Source organism: Nocardia canadensis (genome assembly GCF_032656385.1).
GTDB lineage: Bacteria > Actinomycetota > Actinomycetes > Mycobacteriales > Mycobacteriaceae > Nocardia > Nocardia canadensis.
The window spans coordinates 117,267-142,299 of sequence record NZ_JAVCWB010000010.1 but is presented as its reverse complement, the minus strand read 5'-3'; the positions used below and the strand labels follow the sequence as shown (position 1 = coordinate 142,299).

Below are 25,033 nucleotides of genomic sequence, written 5' to 3'. Positions count from 1 at the left end.
GGACGGCGAGCGGCGGAGATCAGCGCGCGCTGTGTGCCTTGTCGCCGAGCGACCGCAGGAATTCCCAGGCGTCGGAGACGATCTCGTCGAGATCGTTGTGCTCGGGCCGCCAGTCCAGCTCGGCGATCGCGCGGTCGCTGGAGGCGATGAGCACCGCCGGATCGCCCGGGCGGCGCGGCGCGTCGATCGCCTCGATCGGCAGGCCGGTCACCCGCTCGCACGCCGAGATCACCTCGCGCACCGAGAAACCGGTGCCCGAGCCGAGATTGAGGATCCGGTGGCTGCCGGGCTGCGACGAGGACAGCGCCAGCAGATGCGCCTGCGCCAGGTCGCGGATGTGGATGTAGTCACGCACGCATGTGCCGTCCGGCGTCGGCCAGTCGGTGCCGTAGACGGAGATGGCCTTGCGGTGGCCCAGCGCCACCTGCAACACGAGGGGGATCAGATGCGTTTCCACGACCCGGTTCTCGCCGAGACCGGCGTAGGCGCCCGCCACGTTGAAGTAGCGCAGGCTGGTCGCGGCCAGGCCGTGCGCCGCCGCGTAGGAGGTGATGGCGTGGTCGATGGCCAGCTTGCTCGCACCGTAGGGGTTGGTGGGGCGGGTCGGCGCCGTCTCGGTGATCGGCACCTGCTCGGGTTCGCCGTAGGTCGCGGCGGTGGAGGAGAACACCAGGCGCGGGGTACCGGTCTCGCGGATCGCCTCGAGCAGGCTCAGCGTCTTGACGACGTTGCCGTGCCAGTACTTCTCCGGCTGCTCCACCGACTCGCCGACCAGCGACTGCGCCGCGAAATGCAGCACGCCGTCGAAGGATTCGGCGCGCAACAGCTCCGGCGCCGCGACGGCGATGTCGCCCTCGACGAAGCGGGCACCGGCCGGGACGCCGTCGGCGTTACCGGTCGACAGGTCGTCGACGACGACCACTTCGTTGCCCGCCTCGAGCAGGACGGCGGCGCACACGCCACCCACGTAGCCGGCGCCGCCGGTGACCAGAAGTTTCACGTATCAGACCAGCCTCACCTGGACGGCATGCGCCATCTCTTCGGACAGTTCGAAACCGTTGTGCCCCGGCACCGTGATCAGCACCGCGCCCGGCTTGGTCTCGACGGTGACACGCGCGTCGGGCACCACACCCGCCTCGCGCAGCCTGCCGATGACCTCAGGGTCGGTCTGGATGTGCTCGGCCAGCCTGCGCACCACGACGGCGTGCAGCGCGCCGTTGGGCAGGTCGGACAGGCGCACCAGCGTCTCCTCGGCAGCGGGGGTATCGCCGAGGCCGAGCTCGTCCAGACCGGGAATGGGGTTGCCGTAGGGCGAGGTGGTCGGGTGGTTGAGCACCTCGATCAGGCGCCGCTCCACCTCCTCGCTCATCACGTGCTCCCAGCGGCACGCCTCGGCGTGCACGTTCTGCCAGTCGAGACCGATGATGTCGACCAGCAACCGCTCGGCGAGCCGGTGCTTGCGCATCACCGCGACCGCCATGGCGCGGCCCTTGTCGGTCAGCTCGAGGTGGCGGTCACCCGCGACGAGCAGCAGGCCGTCGCGTTCCATCCGCGCGACCGTCTGGCTCACCGTCGGACCACTCTGCTCGAGCCGCTCGGCGATGCGTGCCCGCAGCGGCACCACGCCCTCTTCCTCGAGGTCGTAGATGGTACGGAGATACATCTCCGTGGTGTCGACCAGATCCTTCACCTGTTACCCCTTCGTCGGCACGAATTCTACCCACGCGCGAACGCCCGTCCGCCCGCCGGACCGGCGGCCCTATTTCTACTGCATGTCAACGCGTCACGGGGGTCGCTGCTTCCGACTAGCGTGGCGAGCATGGTCACGCCGCCGCACAGCGAAGAGCCCGGGACCGTCGTGTGGACCGAGCGATTCCTCGGCTACACCTGGAGTCCGGAGCACCCGATGAAACCGGCGCGCCTGCAGTTCACCATGTCGCTGGCCGAAAGCCTGGGCGTGCTCGACGGTGTCGAGCCGTTGGCACCTGCCGCGGCCACCCAGGCCGACCTGCTGCGGGTGCACAGCAGCGCCTATATCGAGGCGGTGCGGCGCGCCGGTGACGGACCACCGACGCCCGAGGACACGATGTACGGCTTGGGAACCGCCGACAACCCGATCTTCCCCCGCATGCACGAGGCGGCCTCGGTCATCGTGGGCGGTACCCTCGCCGCCGCCGGGGAGATCGCGGCCGGGCGGACCCGGCGGGCGGTGAGCATCGGTGGTGGCATGCATCACGCGATGCCCGACGCCGCGGCCGGCTTCTGCATCTACAACGACGCCGCGATCGCGATCTCGTGGCTGCTCGACCACGGCTTCGACCGCATCGCCTACCTCGATGTCGACGTCCACCACGGCGACGGCGTCCAGCGTGCCTTCTACGCCGATCCACGAGTGCTGACGATCTCGCTGCACCAGCATCCGGCGACGTTGTGGCCCAACACCGGCTGGCCCACCGAGACCGGGCTCGGCGCGGCGGAGGGCACCTCGATCAACCTGCCGCTGCTGCCCGGCACCCGGGATGCCCAGTGGTTGCGTGGATTCCACGCGGTCGTGCCCGGCGCGGTGGCCGCCTTCCGGCCGCAGATCATCGTCAGCCAGTGCGGGGTGGACACCCATCGCGAGGACCCGCTGGCCGACCTGGAACTCACCGTGGACGGCCAGCGCGCGGCCTTCCTGGCGATGCGCGAGCTGGCCGACCGCCATGCCGAGGGCCGCTGGCTGGCGATCGGGGGCGGGGGGTACGGCGTGGTGCGGGTGGTACCGCGCGCCTGGACGCATCTGCTCGCCGCGGCTCTGGACCGGCCGCTGGCGCCGGAGACGCCGGTCCCGGCCGGCTGGATCGACCAGGTCCGCGCCGCCGCGCCCCGGGTGCAGCCGCCGACCAGCATGGGCGACGGCGGCGACACCGCCTACCTGCCCTGGGACGGTCCCGGCGGCACTCCCGAGGTCGGCGACGCGGGCCAGATCCGGGCCCAGCGGGCGATCGACACCGCGATCACGGCCACCCGGCGGGCGAGCTTCGCCCTGCTCGGGCTCGACCCGGAGGACCCTCGTGACTGAGCCGCTGCTGCCCGACACCCCCGATACGCCCGCGAATCCGCCTGCGCCACCCCAACACTGGTACGGCGATGTGCTCGCCTCCGACGGAGGCGTGGTCCGCGTGCGCCCGATCGTGCCCGCCGACGCCCCGGCGCTGGCCACGTTCCACGCCGCGCTGTCGGATCGCACCCGGTATCTGCGCTATTTCGGTCCGTACCCGCGGATCTCGCCCAAGGACATGTACCGCACCACCCATGTGGACTACCACGATCGGGTCGGGCTGGTCGCCCTGCTCGGGGACGCGATCATCGGCGTCGCCCGCTACGAACTGCTCGATCGTCGAGGCCCGCGCGCCGCCGAGGTGGCCTTCGTGGTCGCCGACGAGCACCAGGGCCGTGGTCTGGGCTCGGTGCTGCTCGAGCACCTCGCCGGCGCGGCGGCCGAGAACGAGGTGATGGCCTTCGTCGCGGAGGTGCTCGCCGAGAACGAGGCGATGATCACCGTGTTCCGCGACGCCGGCTATCAGCTGCAGCGCAGTCGGGACGGCGCCGAGGTGCACCTGGAGTTCGCGATCGATCCCACCGAAGCGCTGCGCACCGTGCGGGATGCGCGGGAGGCGGCCTCGGAGGCCCGCAGCGTCGGCAACCTGCTGGCGCCCGGGTCGGTGGCGGTGATCGGCGCCTCGCCCGAGCGGACCAGGGTCGGTGGCGCCGTGCTGGCGAACCTGCTCGCCGGCGGCTTCAGCGGGCCGGTGTTCCCGGTGAACCCGAACCGCCGATCGGTGCGAGGCGTGCGCGCCTACGCCACGGTCCGCGAGATCCCCGACGAAGTGGACCTGGCGGTCGTCGCGGTGCCTCCGGCCGCGATCGGGTCGGTGCTCGACGACTGTATGGCCAAGGGGGTGAAGGGCCTGGTGGTGCTCACGGCCGGCTTCGGCGAGACCGGGCCCGAGGGCCTGGCCGCCGAACACGAGCTGGTCGCCGCGGCGCGCGGCCACGGTATGCGGGTGGTCGGGCCCAGCGCACTCGGCATCGCCAACACCGACCCGGCGGTGGGCCTCAACGCCACCCTGGCCCCGGTGCTGCCCGAGCGCGGGCGGATCGGGTTCTTCTGCCAGTCCGGCCCGCTCGGCGCGGCGATCCTGGGGGAGGCCGCGGCGCGCAATCTCGGCTTGTCGACGTTCGTGTCGGCGGGTAACCGCGCCGATGTCTCCGGCAACGATCTGCTGCAGTTCTGGGACACCGCCGCCGATACCGAGGTGATCCTGCTGTACCTGGAGAGCTTCGGTAATCCGCGCAAGTTCTCCCGGCTGGCCCGGCGGGTGGCGCGGGGCAAGCCGATCGTGGCGGTGAGCAGCGGCAGGCTGGCCGCGGGCGCCGATATGGATCGCACGGTGGTGCGTGACCTGTTCGCCCAGGCCGGGATCATCCAGGTCGACTCCATCTCGGAACTGTTCGACTGTGCGGCGCTGCTGGCGTGTCAGCCGTTGCCGCGCGGGCCACGGGTGGCGGTGGTCGGCAACAGCGCCGCGCTGAACTGGCTGGCCATCGATGCCGCGCACGGCGAAGGCCTGCGGGTGCGCCGGCCCGCCTCGGTCGTGGATCGTGGACCCGGTGTGCGGCCGACCGAGCGCACCGTCCACAGCGCGCCGGTCGACGGGCCGGTGGATCTGGGCCCGGAGGCGACCCCGGCCGACTACCGGGAGGCGGTGCAGGCCGCGCTGCGCAGTGACGAGGTCGACGCCGTGATCGTCGTCGTGGCCCCGCCGGTGCCGGTACCGATGGCCGGCTTCGCCGACGCGCTGCGGGCGGCGGCCGCGGCGGCGCCGGGCAAGGACAAACCGGTGCTGACCACCTTCGTCGCCGAGTCGGGCATTCCGAAGCTGCTGGCGGTGCGCACGACCGGTGGCGCGCCGGCCAGGGGCTCGATCCCGTCCTATCCGGACCCGGAACGCGCGGCCAGGGCGCTGGCCCGGGTCGAGCGGTACGCCCGCTGGCGGGACCAGCCGGTCTCCCCGGTCGTGCGACCGCCGGGCATCGACACCGCGGCCGCGGCGGACCTGGTGGCGGGCTGGCTGGCGGATTCGGGTGGGCGCTGGCTCACCGACGAGGAAACGGTGCGGCTGCTGGGCTGCTACGGCATCGACGTGGTCGAGTTCCGGGCGGTGCGCGACGCCGAGCAGGCAGTGGCGGCCGGCGAGGAACTGGGCTATCCGGTCGCGGCGAAGGCCACCGGGGAGTTGTGGCGGCGCAGGCCGGACCTGCTCGGGGTGCGCCTGGACCTGTGGACGCCCGACGCGGTCCGCCAGGCCTACACCGATCTGGTCGAGATCTGCGGCGATCCGCTGCTGCACGTGCAGAAGATGGCGACCAAGGGCATGGGCTGTGTTCTGCGCGTCACCGACGACCCCTCCTTCGGCTCGGTGATCGAGTTCGGGCTCTCGGGCCTGATCATCGAGTTGCTCGGGGACCGCGCGTTCCGCGCGCTGCCGCTCACCGCCGAGGAATCCGTGGCCCTGATCGAGGCGCCACGCGCCGCGCCGCTGCTGTCCGGTGGGCAGGCCGGACCGGCGGTCGACAAGGCGGCGCTGGCCGAACTGGCGCAACGCATCTCGGCCCTGTTCGACGACATCCCGCAGATGCGCGAGTTGTCCTGCGATCCGGTGCTCGCGGCGCCGTCTTCGGCCGAGATCATCTACGCGCGCGCCCGGATCGGCCCGGAGCCGAGCCGGTTCGACACCGGTCCGCGCCGACTGGCCTGAGCGGGGGTCCCCGACGAACAACGCCGACCGGCTCGCGACCCCGGAGGGGAGAGGTCGCGGACACCGGTCGGCGTTTCGGCAGACGACCCCGCGGGGCCGTCGGGTTCTCGGGGATCAGCTGGCGTAGGCGCGCAGCCGATCGGCGCGCTCACCCTTGCGCAGCTTGGACATGACCTCGCGCTCGATCTGGCGGACCCGCTCGCGGGACAGCCCGAACAGCTTGCCGATCTGGTCCAGGGTGCGGGGCTGGCCGTCGTCGAGGCCGAAGCGCAGACGGATGACCTGCTGTTCGCGCTCGTCGAGGGTGGCCAGGACGCTGCGCACGTCGTGGTGCAGCAGGCCGGCAATGACCGCGCTTTCGGCGGAGGTGGCCTCGGAGTCCTCGATGAAGTCGCCCAACGGGGCTTCCTCGTCGTTGCCGACCGGCATGTCGAGGCTGACCGGGTCGCGGCTGTGGTCGAGCAGGTCGGCGATCTTCTCCACCGGGATGCCCGACTCGTTGGCGAGTTCGGCGTCGGTGGCCTCGCGGCCGAGCTGCTGATGCAGTTCACGCTTGATCCTGGCGAGCTTGTTGACCTGCTCGACCAGGTGCACGGGGAGCCGGATCGTACGGCTCTGATCGGCCATGCCGCGGGTGATGGCCTGGCGGATCCACCACGTGGCGTAGGTGGAGAACTTGAAGCCCTTGGCGTAGTCGAACTTCTCCATCGCGCGGATCAGTCCGAGGTTGCCCTCCTGGATCAGGTCGAGCAGCGGCATACCGCGGCCGGTGTAGCGCTTGGCCAGTGAGACGACCAGGCGCAGGTTGGCCTCGAGCAGATGCGAGCGGGCGGCCTGCCCCTCGCGGACCAGAATCGCCAGATCACGCTTGCGGGTCGCCGATAACCGCTTACCCGTCTCGAGCAGGTGCTGGGCATACAGGCCCGCCTCGATACGCTTGGCCAACTCGACCTCGTCGGCCGCCGTGAGCAGTGCCGTGCGGCCGATTCCGTTCAGGTACACGCGTACCAGGTCGGCGGCCGGGCTCTGGGCGTCGATATCGGACTCGCTGGGGCGCACACGAGTAGTGGCGGGGCTTGTCATGACTTGCCTCCTGTCGGTGGTGTCTCACTCCGATCAACGGACCCGACTTAGAGAAAGTTCCCGATCGCGCTGGTGATAAACCGCTCTGAGCTGCGTGTTCCCACCTGTACGGCTGAGAAGTTCCTGAGAAGAGCACCGTGGCCGGAACTCGGCCCCCACCGCCGGTCGGCTCAGACGGGTCGCACCAATCCGTGGCGCACCAGACCGGCCACGACACCGAGTGCCTGGGCGGCGAACTCCGGGGTCACCTGGTCGGCGCCCTCGGCGAGGGCCAGCAGTTCGAGCAGTTCGTACAACGGCAGACCGTCCGGTCGCATTCCCGCGATCAGGGCCACCGTGGACTCGTCGACCTCGTGTTGCCAGCGCGGACCGTCGCCGCGATGCAGCCGCGCGACCTGCTCCTCCCAGCCGTGCTCGCCGGGCAGATACACCCGTTCCAGGGCGGTGGCCGGGCTCGGGGCGAAACGGGAGGTCCAGGCGAGGCGGTCGTCGGCGGCCACGGCGCGCAGCCAGGCCGAGCGGGCGAAGTAGGCGGGCGCCTCGTCACCGAGCGGATCGTCGAAGCCGTGGGTGAGGTCCTCGGCCATCAGCTCGGTCGGCCCGTCGATGGCGTGCAGGTAGACGAACCCGAACCCGATGCCCTCGACATCGGCGGCCTCGAACGCCGCCAGCCACGCCTCGGCCCTGGCCTGGGCGGCCGGGTCGCGCGGGTCCAGCCCGGCGTCGCGCAGCCAGGTACCCACATAGAGTGCCGGATCGGCGACGTCGCGCTGCACGACCCAGGCGTCGACGCCGTGGGCGGGCAGCCACGACGACACCCGCTGCCGCCAGTCCTGGCCCTCGATATGCACCCAGGCGGCGAGCATGGCCGCGGTGCCACCGGGGGCCAGCAAGCCGGGCGCCTGCCCGATCACCAGCTCGCTGGCGCCGTCCAGCGCGAGCCCGGAGTCGCGGTAGGTGTGCTCGATGCGAGCGGGGCCCACCACGAACGGGGGATTGGCCACGATCTGATCGAAGGTGCGGCCCGCGACCGGCTCGAACCAGGACCCTTCGAGCAGTTCGATGTCGAGTTCGTTCAGCGCGGCGGTGGCCTCGGCCAGCCACAGCGCCCGGGAGTTGACATCGGTGGCGGTGACCCGGCCCGCGTAGCTCGCCGCGTGCACGGCCTGCACGCCGCAGCCGGTGCCCAGGTCCAGCAGGGTGCCCACCGGTTCGGTCGGCGTGGCGCGCAGCAGCGACAGCGAGGCGTGTCCGACCCCGAGCACATGGTCCTCGGTGAGGGTGCGCCTGCGCATCGAATCGTCGAGGTCGGACAGGATCCAGCGGGTGCCGGCGCCGGTGTCGAGCGGGCGCAGATCCAGTGCGGCCCTGAGCTCGTCACCGTCGCGGGCCAGCAGACCCGCCGCGACGGCGTCGTCGATCCGGACCGGCGACAGCGCGGCGGCGACCTCGCGTGCGGGCAGCGCGTCACCGAGCAGCAGCAGCCGGATCAGCGTGCCCAGCTCGCCCGCCGCACGTGCCACCCGGCGCACGGGCACCGGCTCGGAGCGGCCCAGCGCGGCGTGCACGTCGGGACCCAGCGCCTCCACCAGTGTGTCGGCGTCGTAGCCGACGCGGATCAACGCCGTGCGCAGGTCCGGGCACAGCGCGGTGAGCAGGGAACCGGTGGCGGTGGGGTTCGTAGACACCCGCCTACTGTGCCAGGGCGGCGCGTGCCCGGATCGACCAGCTACGGCCGCGTGTCGCGCGCCACGCCGGACCGTGCGACCGCAGGCCGTCGGCGGATGCGTCCCCCGGCGGGTGGTCGACGGTGTCGCTACCCCCGCCCGGGTGATGCGCCCGGGGCACTCGGCCGCCGGGCGAACGCGCGACAGTGACGAAGGTGGGCCCGGTTGCCGCTGTGTCAGCCGGTATAGGGGTCACGGCCGGTGACGCAGTAGACCGCGGAACCGGGGTCGCGCAGCACGATCCAGCGTTCGCCGTCGGCGACCCGGGTGGCGCCCAGGGATTCGTGCCAGGCGGCGGTGGCGGCGATGTCGGAGGAGGCCAGGTCGGGGTGGGCGCCGGCGGGCCGGGCCTCGTCGAGACGCTGGAGCAGCAAGTGCAGCGGCTGGTCGGGGCCACGCAGGCGGGAGAATTCGGGGCGGCGGCCCGGCTGGTGGGTCCAGCCGGTCAGCGCTCGCCAGAACACGGTGTCGGTCGCGATGTCGGCGGGGGACAGGTCGAGGCAGATCTGATCGAGGCGGGTCACGGTGCCGTCCGGCGCGGTCGAGACGACGACCGGCGGCGGCGTCTCGTCCTCGGGCGCGGGGGCATCGGCGTGCACCGGGGTGAAGCAGAATGTCTGTCCGGCGGGCGATTCCAGCACGGTGTAGTCGCGTTCGACCGTGACGACCCGGGCGCCGAGATCGGTCGCGGTCGCCATCGCGGCGGGGATGTCGTCGACATCGAGATCGAGGTGGACGCCGCCGTCGCCACCGACGCGCTGCATCTTGAGCCAGGCGGGACCGGCGGCCGGGAGCAGGGTGACGAATTCGCCCTGCGCGCCACGAGGTTCGGACACGGTGGAGCCGGTGACCGTCGCCCAGAACCGGACGCAGTCGTCGAAACCGGCGGCGGGGCGGTCGAGAAAGGCCCACGTCCAGCGAATCATGCTGTCTCCGTTTCGAGATGGATCGGGTACGCGGTGGGGCCGACGAAGTACCGGCCCGGACCGGAGGTCCTGTCCGCACGGTAGGCGGCCGTGGGCGCGCTGTCGACCGTGATCACGCCGGACCGCGGGTTGGCAGGATATCTGCGAAAGATGTCATCGCGGCCACTCGTTCGTGCCGCGAGGTTCCGGCACCCTGTTCCGGTGACCGATCTCCGCGCACCCCTGCCGCCCGCCGGCGACGACCCGGCCGAGGGCGCCCCGGCCGTCCCCGACGCCACCGATCGGCGCGGTCGCGCCCCGCACCCGGCCTGGATCGTGGCGGGCGTCGGTTTCGTCGCCCTGCTCGGCGCCGCCGCCTTCCGATCGGTGCCCAGCGTGCTGATCGACCCGCTGCACGTCGAGTTCGGCTGGTCACACGCGACGATCTCGGCGGCCGTGTCGCTGAACATGCTGCTCTACGGGGTGATCTCACCGTTCGCGGCCGCGTTGATGGATCGCTTCGGCATCCGCCGGGTGGTGTGCGCGGCACTGGTGCTGATCGCGGCGGGCAGCGGGCTGACGGTGTTCATGACCCAGGCCTGGCAGCTGGTGGCGACCTGGGGTCTGCTGGTCGGAGTGGGCGTCGGCTCGATGTCGATGCCGTTCGTCGCCACCATCACCGGCCGCTGGTTCGTGCGCAGCCGCGGTCTGGTCACCGGCGTGCTCACCGCCGCGGGCGCGACCGGTCAGCTGGTGTTCCTGCCCCTGGTCTCGATGCTGGCGCACGCGCACGGCTGGCGGCTGCCCGCGGTCATCGTGGCGGCCGTGGCACTGGCCGTGGTGCCGCTGGTGTGGCTGTTCGTGCGGGACTACCCGAGCGATGTCGGGGTGCGGGCCTACGGCGCACCCGCGGGATCGGACGCGGGGGTGCGCGTCGCGGTCGCCGGTGGCGCGAGCCGGGCGCTGCGGGTACTGGCCTCGGCTGCGCGCAGGCCCGGATTCTGGCTGCTGGCAGGCGGCTTCGCGGTATGCGGCGCCTCCACCAACGGCCTGGTCGGCACGCACTTCGTGACCGCGGCCCACGACCACGGCATGCCGCCGACCACCGCGGCGGGCCTGCTGGCGCTGGTCGGGATCTTCGACGTGGCGGGCACCATCGCCTCGGGCTGGCTCTCCGACCGCGTCGATCCGCGCTACCTGCTGCTCGGGTACTACTCGCTGCGCGGGCTCTCGCTGCTGATCCTGCCCTCGCTGCTCGGCCCGCACACCCAGCCGAGCATGTGGGTGTTCGTGGTCTTCTACGGCCTGGACTGGATCGCCACCGTCCCGCCGACCGTGCTGCTGTGCCGGGAACTGTTCGGCGCCGACGGGCCGATCGCGTTCGGCTGGGTGTTCGCCGCCCATCAGGTCGGCGCGGCGATCGCGGCCACCGGCGCGGGTCTCATTCGCGATCTGCAGGGCTCCTACGACCTGGCCTGGTACCTCGCCGGCGCGCTGTGCGGCCTGGCGGCGCTGATGTCGATGCTGGTGCGGCGGCCGTCAGCCGTCGATGGCCTTGTGCGGACGTGAGTCCAGCGCGATCTGGTTCGCGCGGCCGTCCCAGCGGCTCGGCTCGTCCTTGGTGCGCGGCGGACGGTCGTTGGCGATGAGCACGGCGATCCACGGCAGCGGCACCGAGGCCACGATGATCAGAATCGAGATCAGCGGGTTCTCGAACGCGCTGTAGGCGACCGCGGCCAGGATCAGGCAGGGGATGCGGAAGGCCATGATGATCGTGTAGCGGCGGACGCGGGCGCGATGCTGGTCGTCGAGTGACGGCGCGGCCTCGGTGATGAGCACCGGGTGCTTGGCGTCGGCGCCCGGGAAATAGCCGCGCGAGGAACTCGGCGCGGCGGGCATCGTCACCTCCGGGTCCGGTGTCGGCTCGTCGGCGCCGGGGGTGTCGCCGTGGGACTGCATACCCCGAGTCTTCCACTCGCCGCCGACGAACGCACACGCGGCTGGTCAGCGGTGCGCGCTCGGGATGCGGCATCATGGAAGGCGTGAGTACAGACACTCTGGTACGCCCGGAAACCACGACCGACGAGACGACCGGCGACGACGTCCCCAAGTTCTTCCACTACGTGAAGAAGGACCGGATCGCCGAGAGTGCCGTGATGGGCACGATGGTCGTCGCGCTGTGCGGCGAGGTCTTCCCGGTGACGCGTTCGCCCAAGCCGGGCTCACCGGTCTGCCCGGACTGCAAGAAGGTTTACGACGGCCTGCGCAAGGGCGGCGACTGAGCGGGTTCGGTGATCGGTGTGGTCGGCGCCTCGGGTGAGGCGTCGGCCGCTTCGTCGCGTCCGTCGTTCTCGCGTTCGTCGTCGTCGCCGCGGACCTGATTGCTGAACCATTCCTTGACCTGCTCCATCCGGGTGGCCCTGGCCGGCCAGAATTCCTGCACCGCGGCGTTGAACTCCGCGCCGAGAATCACCGCGAAGCCGAGGAAATAGGTGAACAGCAGGAACGCGATCGGGGTGGCCAGCGCGCCGTAGCTGACGCCGGTGGCGGTGATCCAGGCCAGATACCGGCGCAGCAGATCGCTGGCGCCCATGAAGAACACCCCCGCCACCAGTGCGCCGCCGAAGAGCCGGTGCCAGGGCAGCGACTTGTGCAGGGCCAGCTTGTAGAGCGTGGTCAGCCCGACGATCAGCAGCAAGCCGACGATCGGGTAGTAGAACGTGTCGATCAGGCGCAGGCCGGGTTCGCGCCAGGCCTCGGGCAGCACCCGGCCGATCCGGGTGGGTCCGAGCGCGATCACCGGCAGGATCAGCACCGCCGCGACCAGGAACTGCACGTACAACAGCAGCGCGAAGATCCGCTGCCAGACCGGGTGCCGGGCGTCCTGCTGGTCGTGGGCCTCCACGATCGCGTCGACGAAGGTCGCCATCGCCGAGGACCCGGCCCACAGCGACAGCACGAAGCCCACCGACACCACGGCGCCGCGGCCGCGGCCCAGCACGTCGTCGACGGTGGGTTCGATCAGGTCGGAGACGACCGACGGGCTGAAGAACTCCCGGCTGAACGCGATGATCTTGGCCTCCACGATCTGCACCGTGTCGGGCCCGAACAGCCCGCCCACGTAGCCGAGGCTGCCGAGCAGGCCGAGCAGCAGCGGCGCGAGCGAGAGCGTCTGCCAGAAGGCGGCGGCGGCCGACTTGGCGAAGATCGAGTTGTTCCAGCACTTCTGCGACACCCGGACCACCAGCCGCCACACCATGAGCAGCCACCGCACCACCCGGGTGTGTTCGCGGGGACGTTGCCCGTCGGCCCCGGCCGCGGTCACTGGCTGCGCGGGTAGACCGCCGGGCAGGGGTGCCTGCGGCGGGTGTGCCGCATCGGCTGCCCGGATCTGGTCGTTGCTCATCGTGTCTCCAGCATCCCGCACCTCGGCGGTCCGCGTGGTGCGGGCCGGGCATCGTGTCGGCGGGTAACAGGTAAATGGCCGGTGACCTCGGGCTGGGTTGTGATGCCGGTCGCCCACCCCGCGTCGGTTTGGCGACACGCCGCATCGGGCGGCTAGGGTCGTCTGCGTGACTGGGTCGGGTGGCGTCGCTGCGGCGAGAGAAGCGGGTACACCGGGCGATGCGGCCGCGGGGGGTGCGCCGGGTGGCTCCCTGCGCGCCTGGCAGCGGCGCGCGCTCACGAAATACCTTGCCACCAAGCCACGTGACTTCCTCGCGGTCGCGACCCCCGGCGCCGGTAAGACTACCTTCGCGCTGCGGGTAGCCGCGGAGTTGCTGGCCGATCGTACGGTCGATCAGGTGACCGTTGTCGCGCCGACCGAGCACCTCAAGCACCAGTGGGCCGCCTCGGCCGCCCGCTCCGGCATCCAGCTCGACTCGCGCTTCTCCAACAGCACCGGCGGCACCTCCGGCGACTATCACGGCGTCGTGGTGACCTACGCCCAGATCGCAGCCCATCCCGCGCGGCACCGGGTGCGCACCGAGAACCGCCGCACCCTGGTGATCCTCGACGAGATCCACCACGCGGGCGACGCCAAGAGCTGGGGCGAGGCCACCGAGGAGGCCTTCGGCGACGCGACGCGCAGGCTCGCGCTGACCGGAACCCCGTTCCGCAGCGACGATTCCAAGATCCCCTTCGTCACCTACGAGCCCGACGAGGCCGGCTTCCCGCGGTCGCGCGCGGACCACTCCTACGGCTACGCCGACGCCCTCGCCGACGGCGTCGTGCGCCCGGTGGTCTTCCTGGCCTACTCCGGTGACGCGCACTGGCGCGACAGCGCGGGCGAGGAACACACCGCCCGCCTCGGCGAACCGCTCAGCGCCGAGCAGACCGCGCGCGCCTGGCGCACCGCCCTGGACCCGGCGGGCGACTGGATCTCGGCGGTGCTGCGCGCGGCCGACACCCGGCTGCGCCAGCTGCGCGCCTCGGGCATCCCCGACGCGGGCGGCCTGGTGATCGCCACCGATCAGGAACGTGCCCGCGACTATGCCGAACTGCTGGAACACATCTCGGGCGAGCGGCCCGCCGTGGTGCTCTCCGACGACCCGCAGTCCTCGAGCCGTATCGACGAGTTCGCCAAGGGCACCCAGCCGTGGATGGTCGCGGTGCGCATGGTGTCCGAGGGCGTCGACGTGCCGCGGCTGGCCGTCGGCGTGTACGCGACGAGCGCGTCGACCCCGCTGTACTTCGCTCAGGCCATCGGCCGGTTCGTGCGTGCGCGCAAGCCCGGCGAGACCGCCAGTGTCTTCCTGCCGTCGGTGCCGGTGCTGCTGGACCTGGCCGCCCAGCTCGAGTTGCAGCGCGATCACGTCATCGGCAAGCCGCATCGCGAGAAGAACGCGCTCGACGACGAGCTGCTCATCGACGCGAACAAGACCAAGGACGAGCCGGGCGAGGAGGAGAAGTCCTTCGTCGCCCTGGCCGCCGACGCCGAGCTCGACCAGGTGATCTACGACGGCTCGTCCTTCGGCACCGCCACCATCGCCGGCAGCGACGAGGAGGCCGACTACCTGGGCATCCCGGGTCTGCTCGACGCCGACCAGATGCGCGCGCTGCTGCGCGAGCGGCAGACGCGTCAGCTCGCCGATCGCAGTGCCCAGGAGGCCGTCGCTCCCGCGCCCGCCGCGGTCGTCGAGCGGGTCGCGACGTCGGACAAGCTGGGCGAACTGCGCCGGGAACTCAACAGCCTGGTCGCGATGCACCACCATCGCACCGGCAAACCGCACGGCGTGATCCACGGCGAGCTCCGTCGCGAATGCGGTGGCCCACCCACGGCATTGGCCACCGCCGATCAGCTGACCGAGCGCATCGCCGCCCTGCGGCGTCAGTAGCGCGTCGGCTACGTCGTCGACGCCGCGAGTACCTCGAGGGCGCTGTCGACGGCGGCGCTGAGTTCGGCATGGCCGACGTCGTCTCTGGCCTGGATCGAGAGCCCGTAGAGGACGGTGCTGTACAGCGCCGCCAGCGCGGCGGTGTCGGTGCCGGGCCGCAGGTCGCCGTCGGCGACGCCGCGGTCGAGCCGCGCGTGGATGTCGGCGGTGGTGTGCCGGCGGGCTTCGGCGAGGAATGCGCGGACCGAGGCGTTGCGCGTGGTGTAGGTCGCGCCTGCCAGGACCACCATGCAACCGTGCGGCAGCTCGGGATCGGTGTAGACGGTGATGTTGTCGCGCAGCATCGCCTCGATGGCGGTGTAGGCGGTGGGTTCCTCGCGCAGGGCCCGCGCCGTGCGTGACCCTTCGGTGCGGCCGTAGAGCTCGACCGCGGCGCGGAACAGGGCTTCCTTGTCGCCGAAGGCGGCGTAGAGGCTGGGGGAGTTGATGCCCATGGCGGTGGTGAGGTCGGCCATCGAGGCGCCGTCGTAGCCGCGCTCCCAGAACACCTCCATGGCACGCCGCAGGGCGATGTCGCGGTCGAAACCGCGCGGGCGGCCGCGTTCTGCCATGGCGAACCTTTCTGTGTCGACCGACAAATATACCCCTGCGCCGCAGGCCGGGGAATTCTGTGTCGATCGATAAGAAACTCTTGACGCGCCCCGTCGTCGTGCGCTTGGCTATTTGTGTACTGATCACTACACAAAGGAGCGAACCGATGACGAGCAGCACCGTGGCCCTGGTGACCGGCGGCAGCCGGGGGATCGGCGCCGCCATCGCCCGCGCACTGGCGGGCGCGGGCGCCGACGTGGCGTTCACCTATCAGCGCGACGAGGTCGCCGCGAAGGCCGTCGCCGCCGATATCGAGGCGCTGGGCAGGCGGGCCGTGCCGATCCGGGCCGACAGCGCCGACGCCGAGCAGATCGTCGCCGCGGTCGACCGCACCGCCCGGGACCTGGGCGGGCTGGACGTGCTGGTGAACAACGCGGGCATCTTTCCGGCCAAGCCGTACGGGGAATTCGGGCTCGACGAGATCGACCGCGCACTCGGCATCCACGCGCGCGCCCCGTTCGTCGCAGGCCAGGCCGCGCTGGCATATCTGGGCGAGGGTGGACGGATCATCTCCATCGGGTCGAACCTGACCGATCGCGCGCTCTTCGGCGGCCTGGCGCTCTACAACCTGAGCAAGTCGGCGCTCAACGGCTACACCAAGGCGCTGGCCCGCGAACTCGGCCCGCGCGGGATCACCGTCAACCTGGTGCAGCCGGGACCCACCGACACCGACATGAACCCGGCGGGCAGCGATCACGCGCCGGTCCAGCGGGAGTTCAGCGCGCTGGGCCGTTTCGGCACGCCCGAGGACGTCGCCGATCTCGTCACGTTCCTCGCCGGTCCCGCCGGGCGGACCATCACCGGCGCGGTGATCACCATCGACGGCGGCACCAACGCCTGAGCGGGCCGGCAGACCGCCCGGCGCCGCCCCGATGTGTCAGACCGCGAAGAACCGCGTCGGATCGAGAGCATGGACGCTGGTCCAGCGGTGCTCCTGGACGGGTGCCTCGGCGTCGTCGGTCGCGTCGAAGTAGCCCTGCAGCTCCAGGGCGAGCCGCGGGTTCTCGTCGACCTGCCGGGCGATCGTGTACAGCACCGCGAGGATGTGCACGCACCGGGCGGTGCGCGCCGAGCACGAACAGTCGGTGCCGGCCAGGGCCGGAGCAGGCGAGTGGCCCACGTCCAGCAGCGCACGGTGCATTTCGTCGGTGATCACCGAGGGATCGGGGATCGTGTGCGCGATCGTGGTCACCGCGGCCCGCGTCAGCGGCACCACCTCGACATGGGCGATCGAGGCCTGACCACCTCGATGCAGATGGGCGCGGACCGTGCGCCCCTCGATCTCGGTGCGGACGCCGTGATTGCGGGCGATGCTGCGGGCGCGGGGCAGCAGCGGTTCCGGCTTGGTCTGGCGCAGCGGCTCGGCCAGCCGGACCCAGTCCCGGCCCCAGGGCGTGAAGCCGAATTCGTTGTCGGGCATCAGTTCGCTCGCTTCCGGCGCAGGATGTCGACCAGCGCGTCGTCGTCGAGGCGGGCCAGTTCGGCGATGCCGGCCGCGTCGGACAGGTCGGTCAGCGCCGACTTGCGGGTGTGCATCGCGGCGATGTGCTCCTCGACGGTGGTCGAACTGGTCAGCGTGGTGACGGTGACGGTGCGGGTCTGCCCGATCCGATGGGCCCGGTCGGAGGCCTGCGCCTCGACGGCCGGATTCCACCAGCGATCGAAGTGGATCACGTCGGCGGCGCGGGTGAGGGTCAGGCCGGTGCCCGCGGCGCGCAGGCTCAGCACGAGCACCGGTGGGCCGTCCGGTGATTGGAACGCGGTGACGATCCCGGCCCGCTGGTCGGCGTCGAGCCCGCCGTGGAAGAACGGCGCGGTGACGCCGAACTGTTCGGCGAGATGGCGCACCAGCAGCTCGCCCGTCGCCCGGTACTGGGTGAAGAGCAGGGTGGGGTCGCCGGTGTCGAGATTGGTGGCCACGATGTCGGTACAGAGGTCGAGTTTGCCGGAGCGCCCGGCGAGTTCGTCCAGATCGCCGGAGACCAGCCCGGGATGGTTGCACACCTGTTTGAGCCCGGTGAGCGCGGCGAGCACGCGGCCCTGACGCTGCAGACCGGACCCGAAGCCCTCGTCGAGCGCCTCGGCGAGCACCGCGTCGTAGACCCGTTCCTGCTCGGCGGTCAGATCGCACAGCAGGTCGCTGTGGATCTTCGCCGGCAGCGACGCCGCGACCTGGAGCTTCTTACGCCCGAGCACGACCGGTTCCACCGCGTCGCGCAACCGGGCCGCCGCCGCGGCCGATCCCTCCTCGATCGGTTTGACGAACCGGCGCCGGAACTGAGTGCGGTGGGCGAACAGTCGCGGCACGGTCAGGTGCAGCAGCGCGAACAGCTCGTCGAGATGGTTCTCCACCGGCGTGCCGGTCAGCGCGACCTTGGCGTCGGCGGGGAGTGCCTTGGCGGCCCGCGACACCTGGGTGCGCGGATTCTTCAGTGCCTGGGCCTCGTCGAACACCACGGTGGCCCAGGAGGTCTCGGTCAACGCGGCCCCGTGCAGGCGCAGCGTCGGATATCCGGTGACCACAATCGTGCCGGGCGCGGCGGGCACCTCGCCGCCGCGCCAGGACACGGCGGTCAGATCCGGCGCGAACCGCGCGATCTCGTGCACCCAGTTGCCCACCAGCGAGGTCGGGCATACCACCAGTTGCGGCCCGTCGGCCCGGCCCCGCAGGAACCCGATGGTCTGCACGGTCTTGCCGAGACCCATCTCGTCGGCCAGTACCGCACCGCCGTAGGCGGCGACGGTCTCGCGCAACCAGCTCACGCCCCGCACCTGGTAGGGGCGCAGGGTGGCGTCGAGCAGCCCGGCCAGCTCGACGGCGGCCACTTCGGTCTCCCGCAGTACCCGGACCGCCCGCTGCGCCGAGCACACTGCGGTGCCGACGGCATCGGGGACGGCATGGGCGGCGACGGGCAGGTCGGCGGCCGCGTCGGGTCGGACCTCGGCGTCCGGGCCGAGCAGGGCACGCCACGCCAGCGTCGACGGCGCGAGGTCGACGGCGGCCAGCGCGGCCAGCTCGGTGGGTGTCACCACGGCCGCCGGGATCTCGGTCGGCTCGATCGCGCCGCGCTCGCCGACCGGCAGCGCGAGCGTGAGCCGTTCCTGGTCGCCGACGTCCGTCGGCGCGGGACCGGCGCCGTGGCCGGTCCAGGTCCACAGGGCGAACAGGTGACGGTCGGGGAGATAGGTGGCCTGGGTGGCGGGCAGAGCGGTCTCCTCTGATCGGGCAGCACGAACGACCTAACAACGTACACTGTACTGAGTTTGTTCCCGACCGCCAGAAAGGACGGCGCGTGCCCACCGACGGCGACGAATCCACCGCACAGGCCACCCGCATCCTCGAACTGCTGTGGCGGCACGCCCTGCCGGCCAAGCCGGGCGCGCGCGGCCCGAAACCCGGTGTCACGGTCGACGCGGTGGTCGCCGCGGGCATCGCGCTGGCCGACCGGGACGGCATCGAGAAGCTGACGATCCGCGCGGTCGCCGCCGAACTCGGGTTGCGCGCCATGAGCCTCTACACCTATGTCCCCAGCAAGGACGCGCTGCTGGTGCTCATGGTCGACGCCGTCGCCGCCGACGACCCGCCGATCCCGGCCGACCTGCCGATCCGCGACCGGATGATCGCCGTCGCGACCCGGATCCGGTCCGAGCTGATCGCCCATCCCTGGCTGCTGGGGGTCTCGCCGTGGCGGCAGGTCCTCGGCCCGGCCAGGATGCGCCGCTACGAACGTCAACTCGCCGCGATCGAGGGCATCGGGCTCGACGATCTCGCGATGGACCGCGCGATCGCGGTGCTCACCGACTTCGCCACCGGCAACGCCCGCCTCGCTGTCGCGGCGGCGGGCGCGACGGCCCAGCTCAGCGACGCGGACTGGTGGCAGGTGCACGGCCCCCTGCTGGCCCAGGTGATGCCCGCCGAGGAGTTCCCGCTGGCCGGGCGCGTCGGCACCACCGTCGGCGAGCACTACCAGGCACCGGCCGATCCCGACGGTGCCTTCGTCTACGGGGTCGCGACGCTGGTCGACGGCATCCTCGCCGACGCCGCGGGCTGATCCCGGACACGCAACAGCGGGCGTCCGGATTCCGGATCGCCCGCTGTCGGGTGTTCTGTTGTCAGATGTTGTTGTTTCGGACGCGAGGAGTGGTCAGAGAGCGGGAGCGGATTCCGTGTCGATCACGGCTTCGAGCTCGCGCAAACGGTCCATGTGTTCATTCGCGTGGTGCTGGCAGAAGAGCAACTCGCCACCCGCGGGAAGAACGGCACGCACTCGGGCAGCCGCCCCGCAACGATCGCAACGATCGACCGCGGTCAGTGGGGTGCTGGTCAGGGTTCCTGGCATGACTCCTCCGTCCCGGCTCCCGGCGCTGCGTGGCCGTTCGCCTAGGTGTGGGCCCCGTGGTCACTCCACGTGGCTCGCGTCCGCTACTTCCCAGCAGGGGTACGACTACTTTGTCAGACGTTCGGGGTTCAGGCTTTGTTCCCGGAAGTGAATCTTTGTGTTTTCGATAACACGACCTGCGGTTTCGCTGAAAGCGAACATGTGCTGGTCGTGGTCACGAGCCCTCGCCGACCACTCGCGGTGCCGTCGCTGCCACCTCCCACTCGCTCCTGTCACTCACCGATATGTCGCTCGCTGCGGTGTTGCTCGTTACGTCCCGAGCGACCTCGAAGTGCGCCGTACCGATCATCCTGTGACAGGGTCGTGAACGTCCGATCCTGTTGTCTACCCGGAGATTACCCGTGACGTCCGACACTCACACGCTGGTTCACCTGTGTACTTCCCAAGAATGGGACGACGCACAACGGGCAGGCGAGCGCCGACCGCCCTCGCTGTCGGAGAGCGGCTTCGTGCACCTGTCCACGCCCGCTCAGGTCCATCTGCCCGCCAACCGGCTCTTCGCGGGCCGCACCGACCTCGTGGTGCTGTGGCTCGACCCGGCCCGGTTCACCGGCGAGGTGCGCTGGGAGCCGGGCGTGCCGACCGATCCGGCCTCGATGTTGTTCCCGCATCTTTATGCCCCGCTGCCCGTCGCCGCCGTGCTCGAGGCCGCCACGTATTTGCCGGGACCGGACGGCCGCTTCGATACGCCCCGGCGCGGCACAGTGGCGTAGGCCACATCGGCGCGGGGTGCGCGGCTACTGTGGAGGGGTGAACGTCGACGTCACAGCGCTACCGGGGATCGGAGTGCGCAAGGATTTCGAGGTCAAGTCGGGGCGCCGCGTCGGGGTGGTCGCCCACCGCGACGGTGACATCGACCTGATCGTGTCCAAACCCGACGACCCGGACGCGATCGCGGCTCAGGTGCCGCTGTCCACCGACGAGGCGTCGGTGCTGGCGAACCTGCTCGGCGCGCCGCAGTTGGTCGCCAAACTCAACGACGACCATCGCGATCTGCCGGGCATCACCACCCGGCAGCTCGCGATCGGGGACGAATCGCCCTACGCGGGACGCACACTCGGTGAGACCGCGATGCGCACCCGCACCAAGACCTCGATCGTCGCGGTGATGCGCGCCGGTCAGCTGCACCCGTCGCCCGGCCCCGACTTCACCTTCACCGAGGGCGACTTGCTCGTGGTCGTCGGCACCCCGGACGGCCTGGACGCGGCCGCGAAGATCCTCGCGCACGGCTGACCGCCGTGACCTCGCAGGCCCTGGCTCTGCTCGAGCTCGGTGTGATCTTGTTCGCGCTGGGGATCTGCGGGCGGGTGGCGGGCCGGTTCGGCATGTCGCCGATCCCGCTGTACCTGCTGGGTGGGTTGGCCTTCGGCCGCGGCGGTTACCTGCAGTTGGAGGCGGCCACCGAGTTCGGGCACCTGGCCAGTGAGATCGGTGTCGTGCTGCTGCTGTTGCTGCTCGGGCTGGAGTACACCGCCCCCGAGCTGATGACCGGTCTGCGGCGCTCCTGGGCGGCGGGCCTGGTGGATCTGGTGGCCAACGCGCTGCCCGGCGCCGCGGTGGCGCTGATCCTGGGCTGGGGCGTGACCGGCGCCGTGGTGCTCGGCGGCGTCACCTACATCTCGTCGTCGGGGATCGTCGCCAAGGTGCTCGACGACCTCGGCCGCCTCGGTAACCGCGAGACTCCCGTGGTCCTGTCGATCCTGGTGCTCGAGGACCTGGCGATGGCGGTATACCTGCCGATCCTGACCATGATGCTGGCGGGCCTGAGCCTGCTGAGTGGGCTGATGTCGCTGGCCGTCGCGCTGGCGACCATCTCGGTGGTGCTGGTGGTGGCGTTGCGGTTCGGGCGGGTGGTCTCGGCGGTGCTCGACAGCGCCGACCGCGAGGTGTTCCTGCTGCAACTGCTCGGCGCCGCGCTGCTGGTGGCGGGCGCGGCCTCGGCGCTCAACGTCTCGGCCGCGGTCGGCGCGTTCCTGCTCGGCATCGCGATCTCGGGCTCCACCGCGCACGAGGCGGCCAAACTGCTCGAGCCGCTGCGCGATCTGTTCGCCGCGATCTTCTTCGTCGCCTTCGGGCTGTCCATCGATCCGGCCGCGATCCCGCCGGTGTTCGGCTGGGCGGTGGCGCTGGCGGTGGTCACCGCGGGCACCAAGGTGGGCGTCGGCTGGTGGGCGGCGAGCAGGCAGGGGATCCGCCGGATGGGTCGCGCGCGGGCGGGCGCCGCGCTGGTGGCGCGCGGCGAGTTCTCCATCGTCATCGCCGGTCTGGCGGTCGCCTACGGCAAGGTCGATCCCCGGCTGGCCGCGCTCGCCTCCGCCTATGTGCTGCTGATGGCGATCCTCGGACCGATCGCGGCCAGGGTCGTCGAGCCGGTCGTCGAATTCACCCGGCGCCGTGTGGGTCTGGCGCCGAGCTGATCAGTCCACGACCCGGCGCGGCCAGGCGCCGACGCCGTCGTAGACCAGTTCCTCGGTGTGGTGCTCCACGTAGGGGTGCGGCGGCATCGGTGCCACCGGCGTGACCTCGCGCTGCGGGCGGGGCTGGGGCCGGCGGCGGGAGGTCAGCCACATCCGCGGCAGCGCCTCCTCGTTCTCGATCTCGGTGAGGCTCACGCTGATCAGCACCAGCATGGTGACGATGCTGCTGACACCGATCAGCGGGGCCAGCAGGTCCATCGCGCCCGAGCCGGCGGGCGGCGCCGCCAGATGGTTCGAGTGGGCGTGCATGGCGGCCATGCCGGTGTAGTGCATGCCGCAGACCGCGACGCCCATGATGACCGCCGCGCCGACCGTCGCGAGGAAACCCTTGACGCGCAAGGTGAACCAGAGCGCCACGATCGAGGCGACCACCGCGATCACCATCGACAGGGTGACGAACTTCGCGTCGTAGCTCACCGTCGCCGTCGACTTCATCGCGTACATACCGGAGTAGTGCATGGTGCCGACGCCGAGCCCGGTGATCGTCCCGCCCGCCAGCAGCGAGCGCAGCGTGGGCTGGGGCTTGTTGACCATGAACAGCCCGATCCCGACGACGACCATCGCGGTGATCGCGCTGAACAGCGTCAGCGGAATGTCGAAGCGGATCTCCGCGCCGCGGATGGAGAAGCCGAGCATCGCGATGAAATGCATGACCCAGATGCCGGTCCCGCCGATCGCGATCGCGGCGCCGATCAGCCAGCCGACCCGTCCCTCCACCGCGTTGCGGCCGCGGGCCGCGCACTGCAGGCCGAGCAGGCACCCGGTGACGGACATGAAATACGCGAGAACGGGAGTGATCCAGCCGTAGCTGAAGTGATAGATGTCGAGCACGCCGCGAAAACCCTCAATGCCAGTACCGCTGACCGGCCGGCGGTAGAACGAAAAGCTGGGAGTGACGATACGGCGAAGATCGCGAATCCACGTCGTTCACAGCGCAATCCGTCACTGTGGGTTTGATCACGAAACGGTTACCGAATTCGGCTCATGGGGAATACCGACCGATCGGCACGTGCATTCGGAAATAAAGAAGCCCGTGCCCATCCGAAGATGGACACGGGCTCTCGTGTCGTCGGCGCTAGTCGAGGTAGTCGCGCAGTACCTGCGAGCGGCTCGGGTGGCGCAGCTTGCTCATGGTCTTCGACTCGATCTGACGGATGCGCTCACGCGTCACGCCGTAGACCTGGCCGATCTCGTCGAGGGTGCGCGGCTGGCCGTCGGTGAGGCCGAAGCGCAAGCGCACCACGCCCGCCTCACGCTCGGACAGCGTCTCCAGCACCGACTGCAGCTGATCCTGTAGCAGGGTGAAGCTCACCGCGTCGACCGCGACGACGGCCTCGGAGTCCTCGATGAAGTCACCCAGCTGGCTGTCGCCCTCGTCGCCGATGGTCTGGTCCAGCGAGATCGGCTCACGCGCGTACTGCTGGATCTCCAGCACCTTCTCCGGCGTGATGTCCATTTCCTTGGCCAGCTCCTCCGGCGTGGGCTCACGGCCCAGGTCCTGGAGCAGCTCGCGCTGGATGCGGCCGAGCTTGTTGATGACCTCGACCATGTGCACCGGGATACGGATGGTGCGGGCCTGGTCGGCCATGGCGCGGGTGATGGCCTGACGGATCCACCACGTCGCATAGGTCGAGAACTTGTAACCCTTGGTGTAGTCGAACTTTTCGACCGCGCGGATCAGGCCGAGGTTGCCCTCCTGGATCAGGTCCAGGAACGCCATGCCGCGACCGGTGTAGCGCTTGGCCAGCGAGACCACCAGCCGGAGGTTGGCCTCGAGCAGGTGGTTCTTGGCCCGGTTGCCGTCGCGCACGATCCAGTTGAAGTCGCGGCGGGTGGTCACCGACAGCTTCTCGCCCGCCTCGGCGAACTCGCGCATCTTCTCCGCGGCGAACAGGCCCGCCTCGATCCGCTTGGCGAGTTCGACCTCCTCCTCCGCGTTGAGCAGCGCGACCTTGCCGATCTGCTTGAGGTAGGCGCGCACGGAGTCGGCGGAGGCGGTGAGCTCGGCGTCCTTGCGCGCCTGACGCAGCGCTTCGGACTCCTCCTCGTCCCAGACGAAATCGCCGGAAGCCTTGTCCTTCTCGGACGGCTCCTCGGTCTCGGTCTCCTCGGCGGTGTCCTCGGCCACCTCTTCGACCAGGGCGTCACCGTCGGTGAGCTCGTCCTCGGAGACCTCGAGGTCGCCGAGATCGTCGAGCTCGATCGACTCGTCGTCGAGCTGCTCCTCGCCACCTTCGGCCGACGTCGCCTTCTTGGCGGCGGTCTTCTTGGCGGGCGCCTTCTTGGCGGCAGCCTTCTTGGCCGGAGCCTTCTTGGCGACGGCCTTCTTCGCCGGGGCCTTCTTGGCAGCGGCCTTCTTGGCCGGAGCCTTCTTGGCCGGAGTGGTGGCGTCGGCGTCGGCGTCGGCCGAGTCGGCGGTCTGACGGGTATTCGTGGCTACCACGTACGCCCTTTCGTGACGGTCTCGTGCGGCGTCACGCCAGAGTGGTTTTCCGGCGGAGCGGTCGGTCGGGTTGCACCGGCGGTGCGTCGGTCGGGTGGAGCCGGTCTGTTCACCGGTCTTCTCGCGACCGGCCGCGGCCGGAAGGTTTCACCGGCTCACCGCCGGACGTGTTCCATTGTAACGATCCAACCAGGGTACTCATGGCACGAT

23 protein-coding genes are annotated in these 25,033 nt (G+C 70.8%); 10 read left to right on the top strand and 13 right to left on the bottom strand.

Annotated elements, in window-relative coordinates; all coding sequences use genetic code 11:
• Window positions 1-19: 19 nt before the first annotated feature.
• Both galE and Q7X29_RS24350 read right to left on the bottom strand, forming a co-directional pair.
• Window positions 20-1,000, bottom strand: a complete 981-nt coding sequence (gene galE, locus Q7X29_RS24355; protein ID WP_316575482.1) for a UDP-glucose 4-epimerase GalE — start codon at window positions 998-1,000, stop codon at window positions 20-22.
• A 3-nt stretch (window positions 1,001-1,003) separates the two neighbouring features.
• Window positions 1,004-1,690 carry a metal-dependent transcriptional regulator gene (locus tag Q7X29_RS24350; protein ID WP_218716923.1) on the bottom strand — a complete coding sequence of 229 codons (687 nt, stop codon included), beginning with the start codon at window positions 1,688-1,690 and terminating at the stop codon, window positions 1,004-1,006.
• Window positions 1,691-1,819: 129 nt separating this feature from the next.
• On the opposite strand from Q7X29_RS24350, the gene Q7X29_RS24345 reads away from it, so the two are divergent.
• A complete protein-coding gene (locus Q7X29_RS24345) occupies window positions 1,820-3,061 on the top strand; it encodes an acetoin utilization protein AcuC (protein ID WP_218716924.1) in 1,242 nt (413 codons plus the stop codon).
• The gene (locus tag Q7X29_RS24340) at window positions 3,054-5,801 is read left to right on the top strand and encodes a bifunctional acetate--CoA ligase family protein/GNAT family N-acetyltransferase (RefSeq protein ID WP_316575481.1); all 2,748 of its coding nucleotides are present in this window, start codon (window positions 3,054-3,056) and stop codon (window positions 5,799-5,801) included. Before Q7X29_RS24345 ends, Q7X29_RS24340 begins: the two co-directional genes overlap by 8 nt.
• A gap of 114 nt (window positions 5,802-5,915) precedes the next feature.
• Here Q7X29_RS24340 and Q7X29_RS24335 read toward each other — a convergent pair whose 3' ends face one another.
• From Q7X29_RS24335 to Q7X29_RS24325, 3 genes are all read right to left on the bottom strand, one after another.
• On the bottom strand, window positions 5,916-6,884 hold the full coding sequence (locus tag Q7X29_RS24335; protein WP_022566390.1) for a sigma-70 family RNA polymerase sigma factor: 969 nt from the start codon (window positions 6,882-6,884) through the stop codon (window positions 5,916-5,918).
• Window positions 6,885-7,054: 170 nt separating this feature from the next.
• The gene (locus Q7X29_RS24330) at window positions 7,055-8,572 is read right to left on the bottom strand and encodes a DUF7782 domain-containing protein (RefSeq protein ID WP_218716926.1); all 1,518 of its coding nucleotides are present in this window, start codon (window positions 8,570-8,572) and stop codon (window positions 7,055-7,057) included.
• Window positions 8,573-8,787: 215 nt separating this feature from the next.
• Window positions 8,788-9,537, bottom strand: a complete 750-nt coding sequence (locus tag Q7X29_RS24325; RefSeq protein ID WP_218716927.1) for a VOC family protein — start codon at window positions 9,535-9,537, stop codon at window positions 8,788-8,790.
• 201 nt (window positions 9,538-9,738) lie between these two features.
• Here Q7X29_RS24325 and Q7X29_RS24320 point away from each other — a divergent pair, with 201 nt between their 5' ends.
• Window positions 9,739-11,085, top strand: coding sequence for an MFS transporter (locus Q7X29_RS24320; RefSeq protein ID WP_316575480.1), 1,347 nt, complete (start codon window positions 9,739-9,741; stop codon window positions 11,083-11,085).
• On the opposite strand, the gene Q7X29_RS24315 is transcribed toward Q7X29_RS24320, so the two are convergent.
• Complete coding sequence (locus Q7X29_RS24315) at window positions 11,056-11,415, bottom strand: DUF3099 domain-containing protein (protein ID WP_218716952.1); 360 nt, start codon at window positions 11,413-11,415, stop codon at window positions 11,056-11,058. The genes Q7X29_RS24320 and Q7X29_RS24315 overlap by 30 nt on opposite strands.
• Window positions 11,416-11,558: 143 nt before the next feature.
• Between Q7X29_RS24315 and Q7X29_RS24310 the strand changes: the two genes are divergently transcribed.
• A complete protein-coding gene (locus Q7X29_RS24310) occupies window positions 11,559-11,798 on the top strand; it encodes a DUF3039 domain-containing protein (protein WP_189024012.1) in 240 nt (79 codons plus the stop codon).
• Here the strand turns inward: Q7X29_RS24310 and Q7X29_RS24305 are convergent.
• Window positions 11,768-12,775, bottom strand: a complete 1,008-nt coding sequence (locus tag Q7X29_RS24305) for a YihY/virulence factor BrkB family protein (RefSeq protein ID WP_255587230.1) — start codon at window positions 12,773-12,775, stop codon at window positions 11,768-11,770. The genes Q7X29_RS24310 and Q7X29_RS24305 overlap by 31 nt on opposite strands.
• A 313-nt stretch (window positions 12,776-13,088) precedes the next feature.
• Here Q7X29_RS24305 and Q7X29_RS24300 point away from each other — a divergent pair, with 313 nt between their 5' ends.
• Window positions 13,089-14,852, top strand: coding sequence for a DEAD/DEAH box helicase (locus tag Q7X29_RS24300; protein ID WP_374104832.1), 1,764 nt, complete (start codon window positions 13,089-13,091; stop codon window positions 14,850-14,852).
• Window positions 14,853-14,860: 8 nt separating this feature from the next.
• Here Q7X29_RS24300 and Q7X29_RS24295 read toward each other — a convergent pair whose 3' ends face one another.
• A complete protein-coding gene (locus Q7X29_RS24295; RefSeq protein ID WP_316575479.1) occupies window positions 14,861-15,463 on the bottom strand; it encodes a TetR/AcrR family transcriptional regulator in 603 nt (200 codons plus the stop codon).
• Window positions 15,464-15,609: 146 nt separating this feature from the next.
• Here Q7X29_RS24295 and Q7X29_RS24290 point away from each other — a divergent pair, with 146 nt between their 5' ends.
• Entirely contained in the window at window positions 15,610-16,344 is a 735-nt protein-coding gene (locus tag Q7X29_RS24290) for an SDR family NAD(P)-dependent oxidoreductase (protein ID WP_316575478.1), read from the top strand.
• Between the two features lie 36 nt (window positions 16,345-16,380).
• Here the strand turns inward: Q7X29_RS24290 and Q7X29_RS24285 are convergent, their stop codons facing one another.
• Window positions 16,381-16,923, bottom strand: coding sequence for a hypothetical protein (locus Q7X29_RS24285; RefSeq protein WP_316575477.1), 543 nt, complete (start codon window positions 16,921-16,923; stop codon window positions 16,381-16,383).
• Window positions 16,923-18,671, bottom strand: a complete 1,749-nt coding sequence (locus Q7X29_RS24280; protein WP_218716954.1) for a DEAD/DEAH box helicase — start codon at window positions 18,669-18,671, stop codon at window positions 16,923-16,925. Before Q7X29_RS24280 ends, Q7X29_RS24285 begins: the two co-directional genes overlap by 1 nt.
• Window positions 18,672-18,796: 125 nt before the next feature.
• On the opposite strand from Q7X29_RS24280, the gene Q7X29_RS24275 reads away from it, so the two are divergent.
• On the top strand, window positions 18,797-19,555 hold the full coding sequence (locus Q7X29_RS24275; RefSeq protein WP_218716933.1) for a TetR/AcrR family transcriptional regulator: 759 nt from the start codon (window positions 18,797-18,799) through the stop codon (window positions 19,553-19,555).
• Between the two features lie 93 nt (window positions 19,556-19,648).
• On the opposite strand, the gene Q7X29_RS24270 is transcribed toward Q7X29_RS24275, so the two are convergent.
• On the bottom strand, window positions 19,649-19,843 hold the full coding sequence (locus tag Q7X29_RS24270; RefSeq protein ID WP_029903635.1) for a DUF7455 domain-containing protein: 195 nt from the start codon (window positions 19,841-19,843) through the stop codon (window positions 19,649-19,651).
• 401 nt (window positions 19,844-20,244) lie between these two features.
• On the opposite strand from Q7X29_RS24270, the gene Q7X29_RS24265 reads away from it, so the two are divergent.
• Genes Q7X29_RS24265 through Q7X29_RS24255 form a run of 3 tightly spaced genes read left to right on the top strand, consistent with a single transcriptional unit; the run spans window position 20,245 to window position 22,320 of the window.
• The gene (locus Q7X29_RS24265; protein WP_218716934.1) at window positions 20,245-20,616 is read left to right on the top strand and encodes a DUF952 domain-containing protein; all 372 of its coding nucleotides are present in this window, start codon (window positions 20,245-20,247) and stop codon (window positions 20,614-20,616) included.
• Between the two features lie 37 nt (window positions 20,617-20,653).
• Window positions 20,654-21,136, top strand: a complete 483-nt coding sequence (locus Q7X29_RS24260; protein ID WP_218716935.1) for a cation:proton antiporter regulatory subunit — start codon at window positions 20,654-20,656, stop codon at window positions 21,134-21,136.
• A 5-nt stretch (window positions 21,137-21,141) separates the two neighbouring features.
• The gene (locus tag Q7X29_RS24255) at window positions 21,142-22,320 is read left to right on the top strand and encodes a cation:proton antiporter (protein WP_316575476.1); all 1,179 of its coding nucleotides are present in this window, start codon (window positions 21,142-21,144) and stop codon (window positions 22,318-22,320) included.
• Here Q7X29_RS24255 and Q7X29_RS24250 read toward each other — a convergent pair whose 3' ends face one another.
• Window positions 22,321-23,211, bottom strand: coding sequence for an MHYT domain-containing protein (locus Q7X29_RS24250; RefSeq protein ID WP_218716937.1), 891 nt, complete (start codon window positions 23,209-23,211; stop codon window positions 22,321-22,323).
• Between the two features lie 244 nt (window positions 23,212-23,455).
• Window positions 23,456-24,823, bottom strand: a complete 1,368-nt coding sequence (locus Q7X29_RS24245) for an RNA polymerase sigma factor (RefSeq protein WP_218716938.1) — start codon at window positions 24,821-24,823, stop codon at window positions 23,456-23,458.
• Between the last annotated feature and the right edge of the window lie 210 nt (window positions 24,824-25,033).

Coding starts and splice junctions, on each gene's coding strand:
- Q7X29_RS24325 (WP_218716927.1), bottom strand. CDS start 9,537: ATGATTCGCTGGACGTGGGCCTTTCTCGACCGCCCCGCCGCCGGTTTC.
- Q7X29_RS24335 (WP_022566390.1), bottom strand. CDS start 6,884: ATGACAAGCCCCGCCACTACTCGTGTGCGCCCCAGCGAGTCCGATATC.
- Q7X29_RS24270 (WP_029903635.1), bottom strand. CDS start 19,843: ATGCCAGGAACCCTGACCAGCACCCCACTGACCGCGGTCGATCGTTGC.
- Q7X29_RS24295 (WP_316575479.1), bottom strand. CDS start 15,463: ATGGCAGAACGCGGCCGCCCGCGCGGTTTCGACCGCGACATCGCCCTG.
- Q7X29_RS24285 (WP_316575477.1), bottom strand. CDS start 16,923: ATGCCCGACAACGAATTCGGCTTCACGCCCTGGGGCCGGGACTGGGTC.
- Q7X29_RS24290 (WP_316575478.1), top strand. CDS start 15,610: ATGACGAGCAGCACCGTGGCCCTGGTGACCGGCGGCAGCCGGGGGATC.
- Q7X29_RS24315 (WP_218716952.1), bottom strand. CDS start 11,415: ATGCCCGCCGCGCCGAGTTCCTCGCGCGGCTATTTCCCGGGCGCCGAC.
- Q7X29_RS24305 (WP_255587230.1), bottom strand. CDS start 12,775: ATGGTGTGGCGGCTGGTGGTCCGGGTGTCGCAGAAGTGCTGGAACAAC.
- Q7X29_RS24345 (WP_218716924.1), top strand. CDS start 1,820: ATGGTCACGCCGCCGCACAGCGAAGAGCCCGGGACCGTCGTGTGGACC.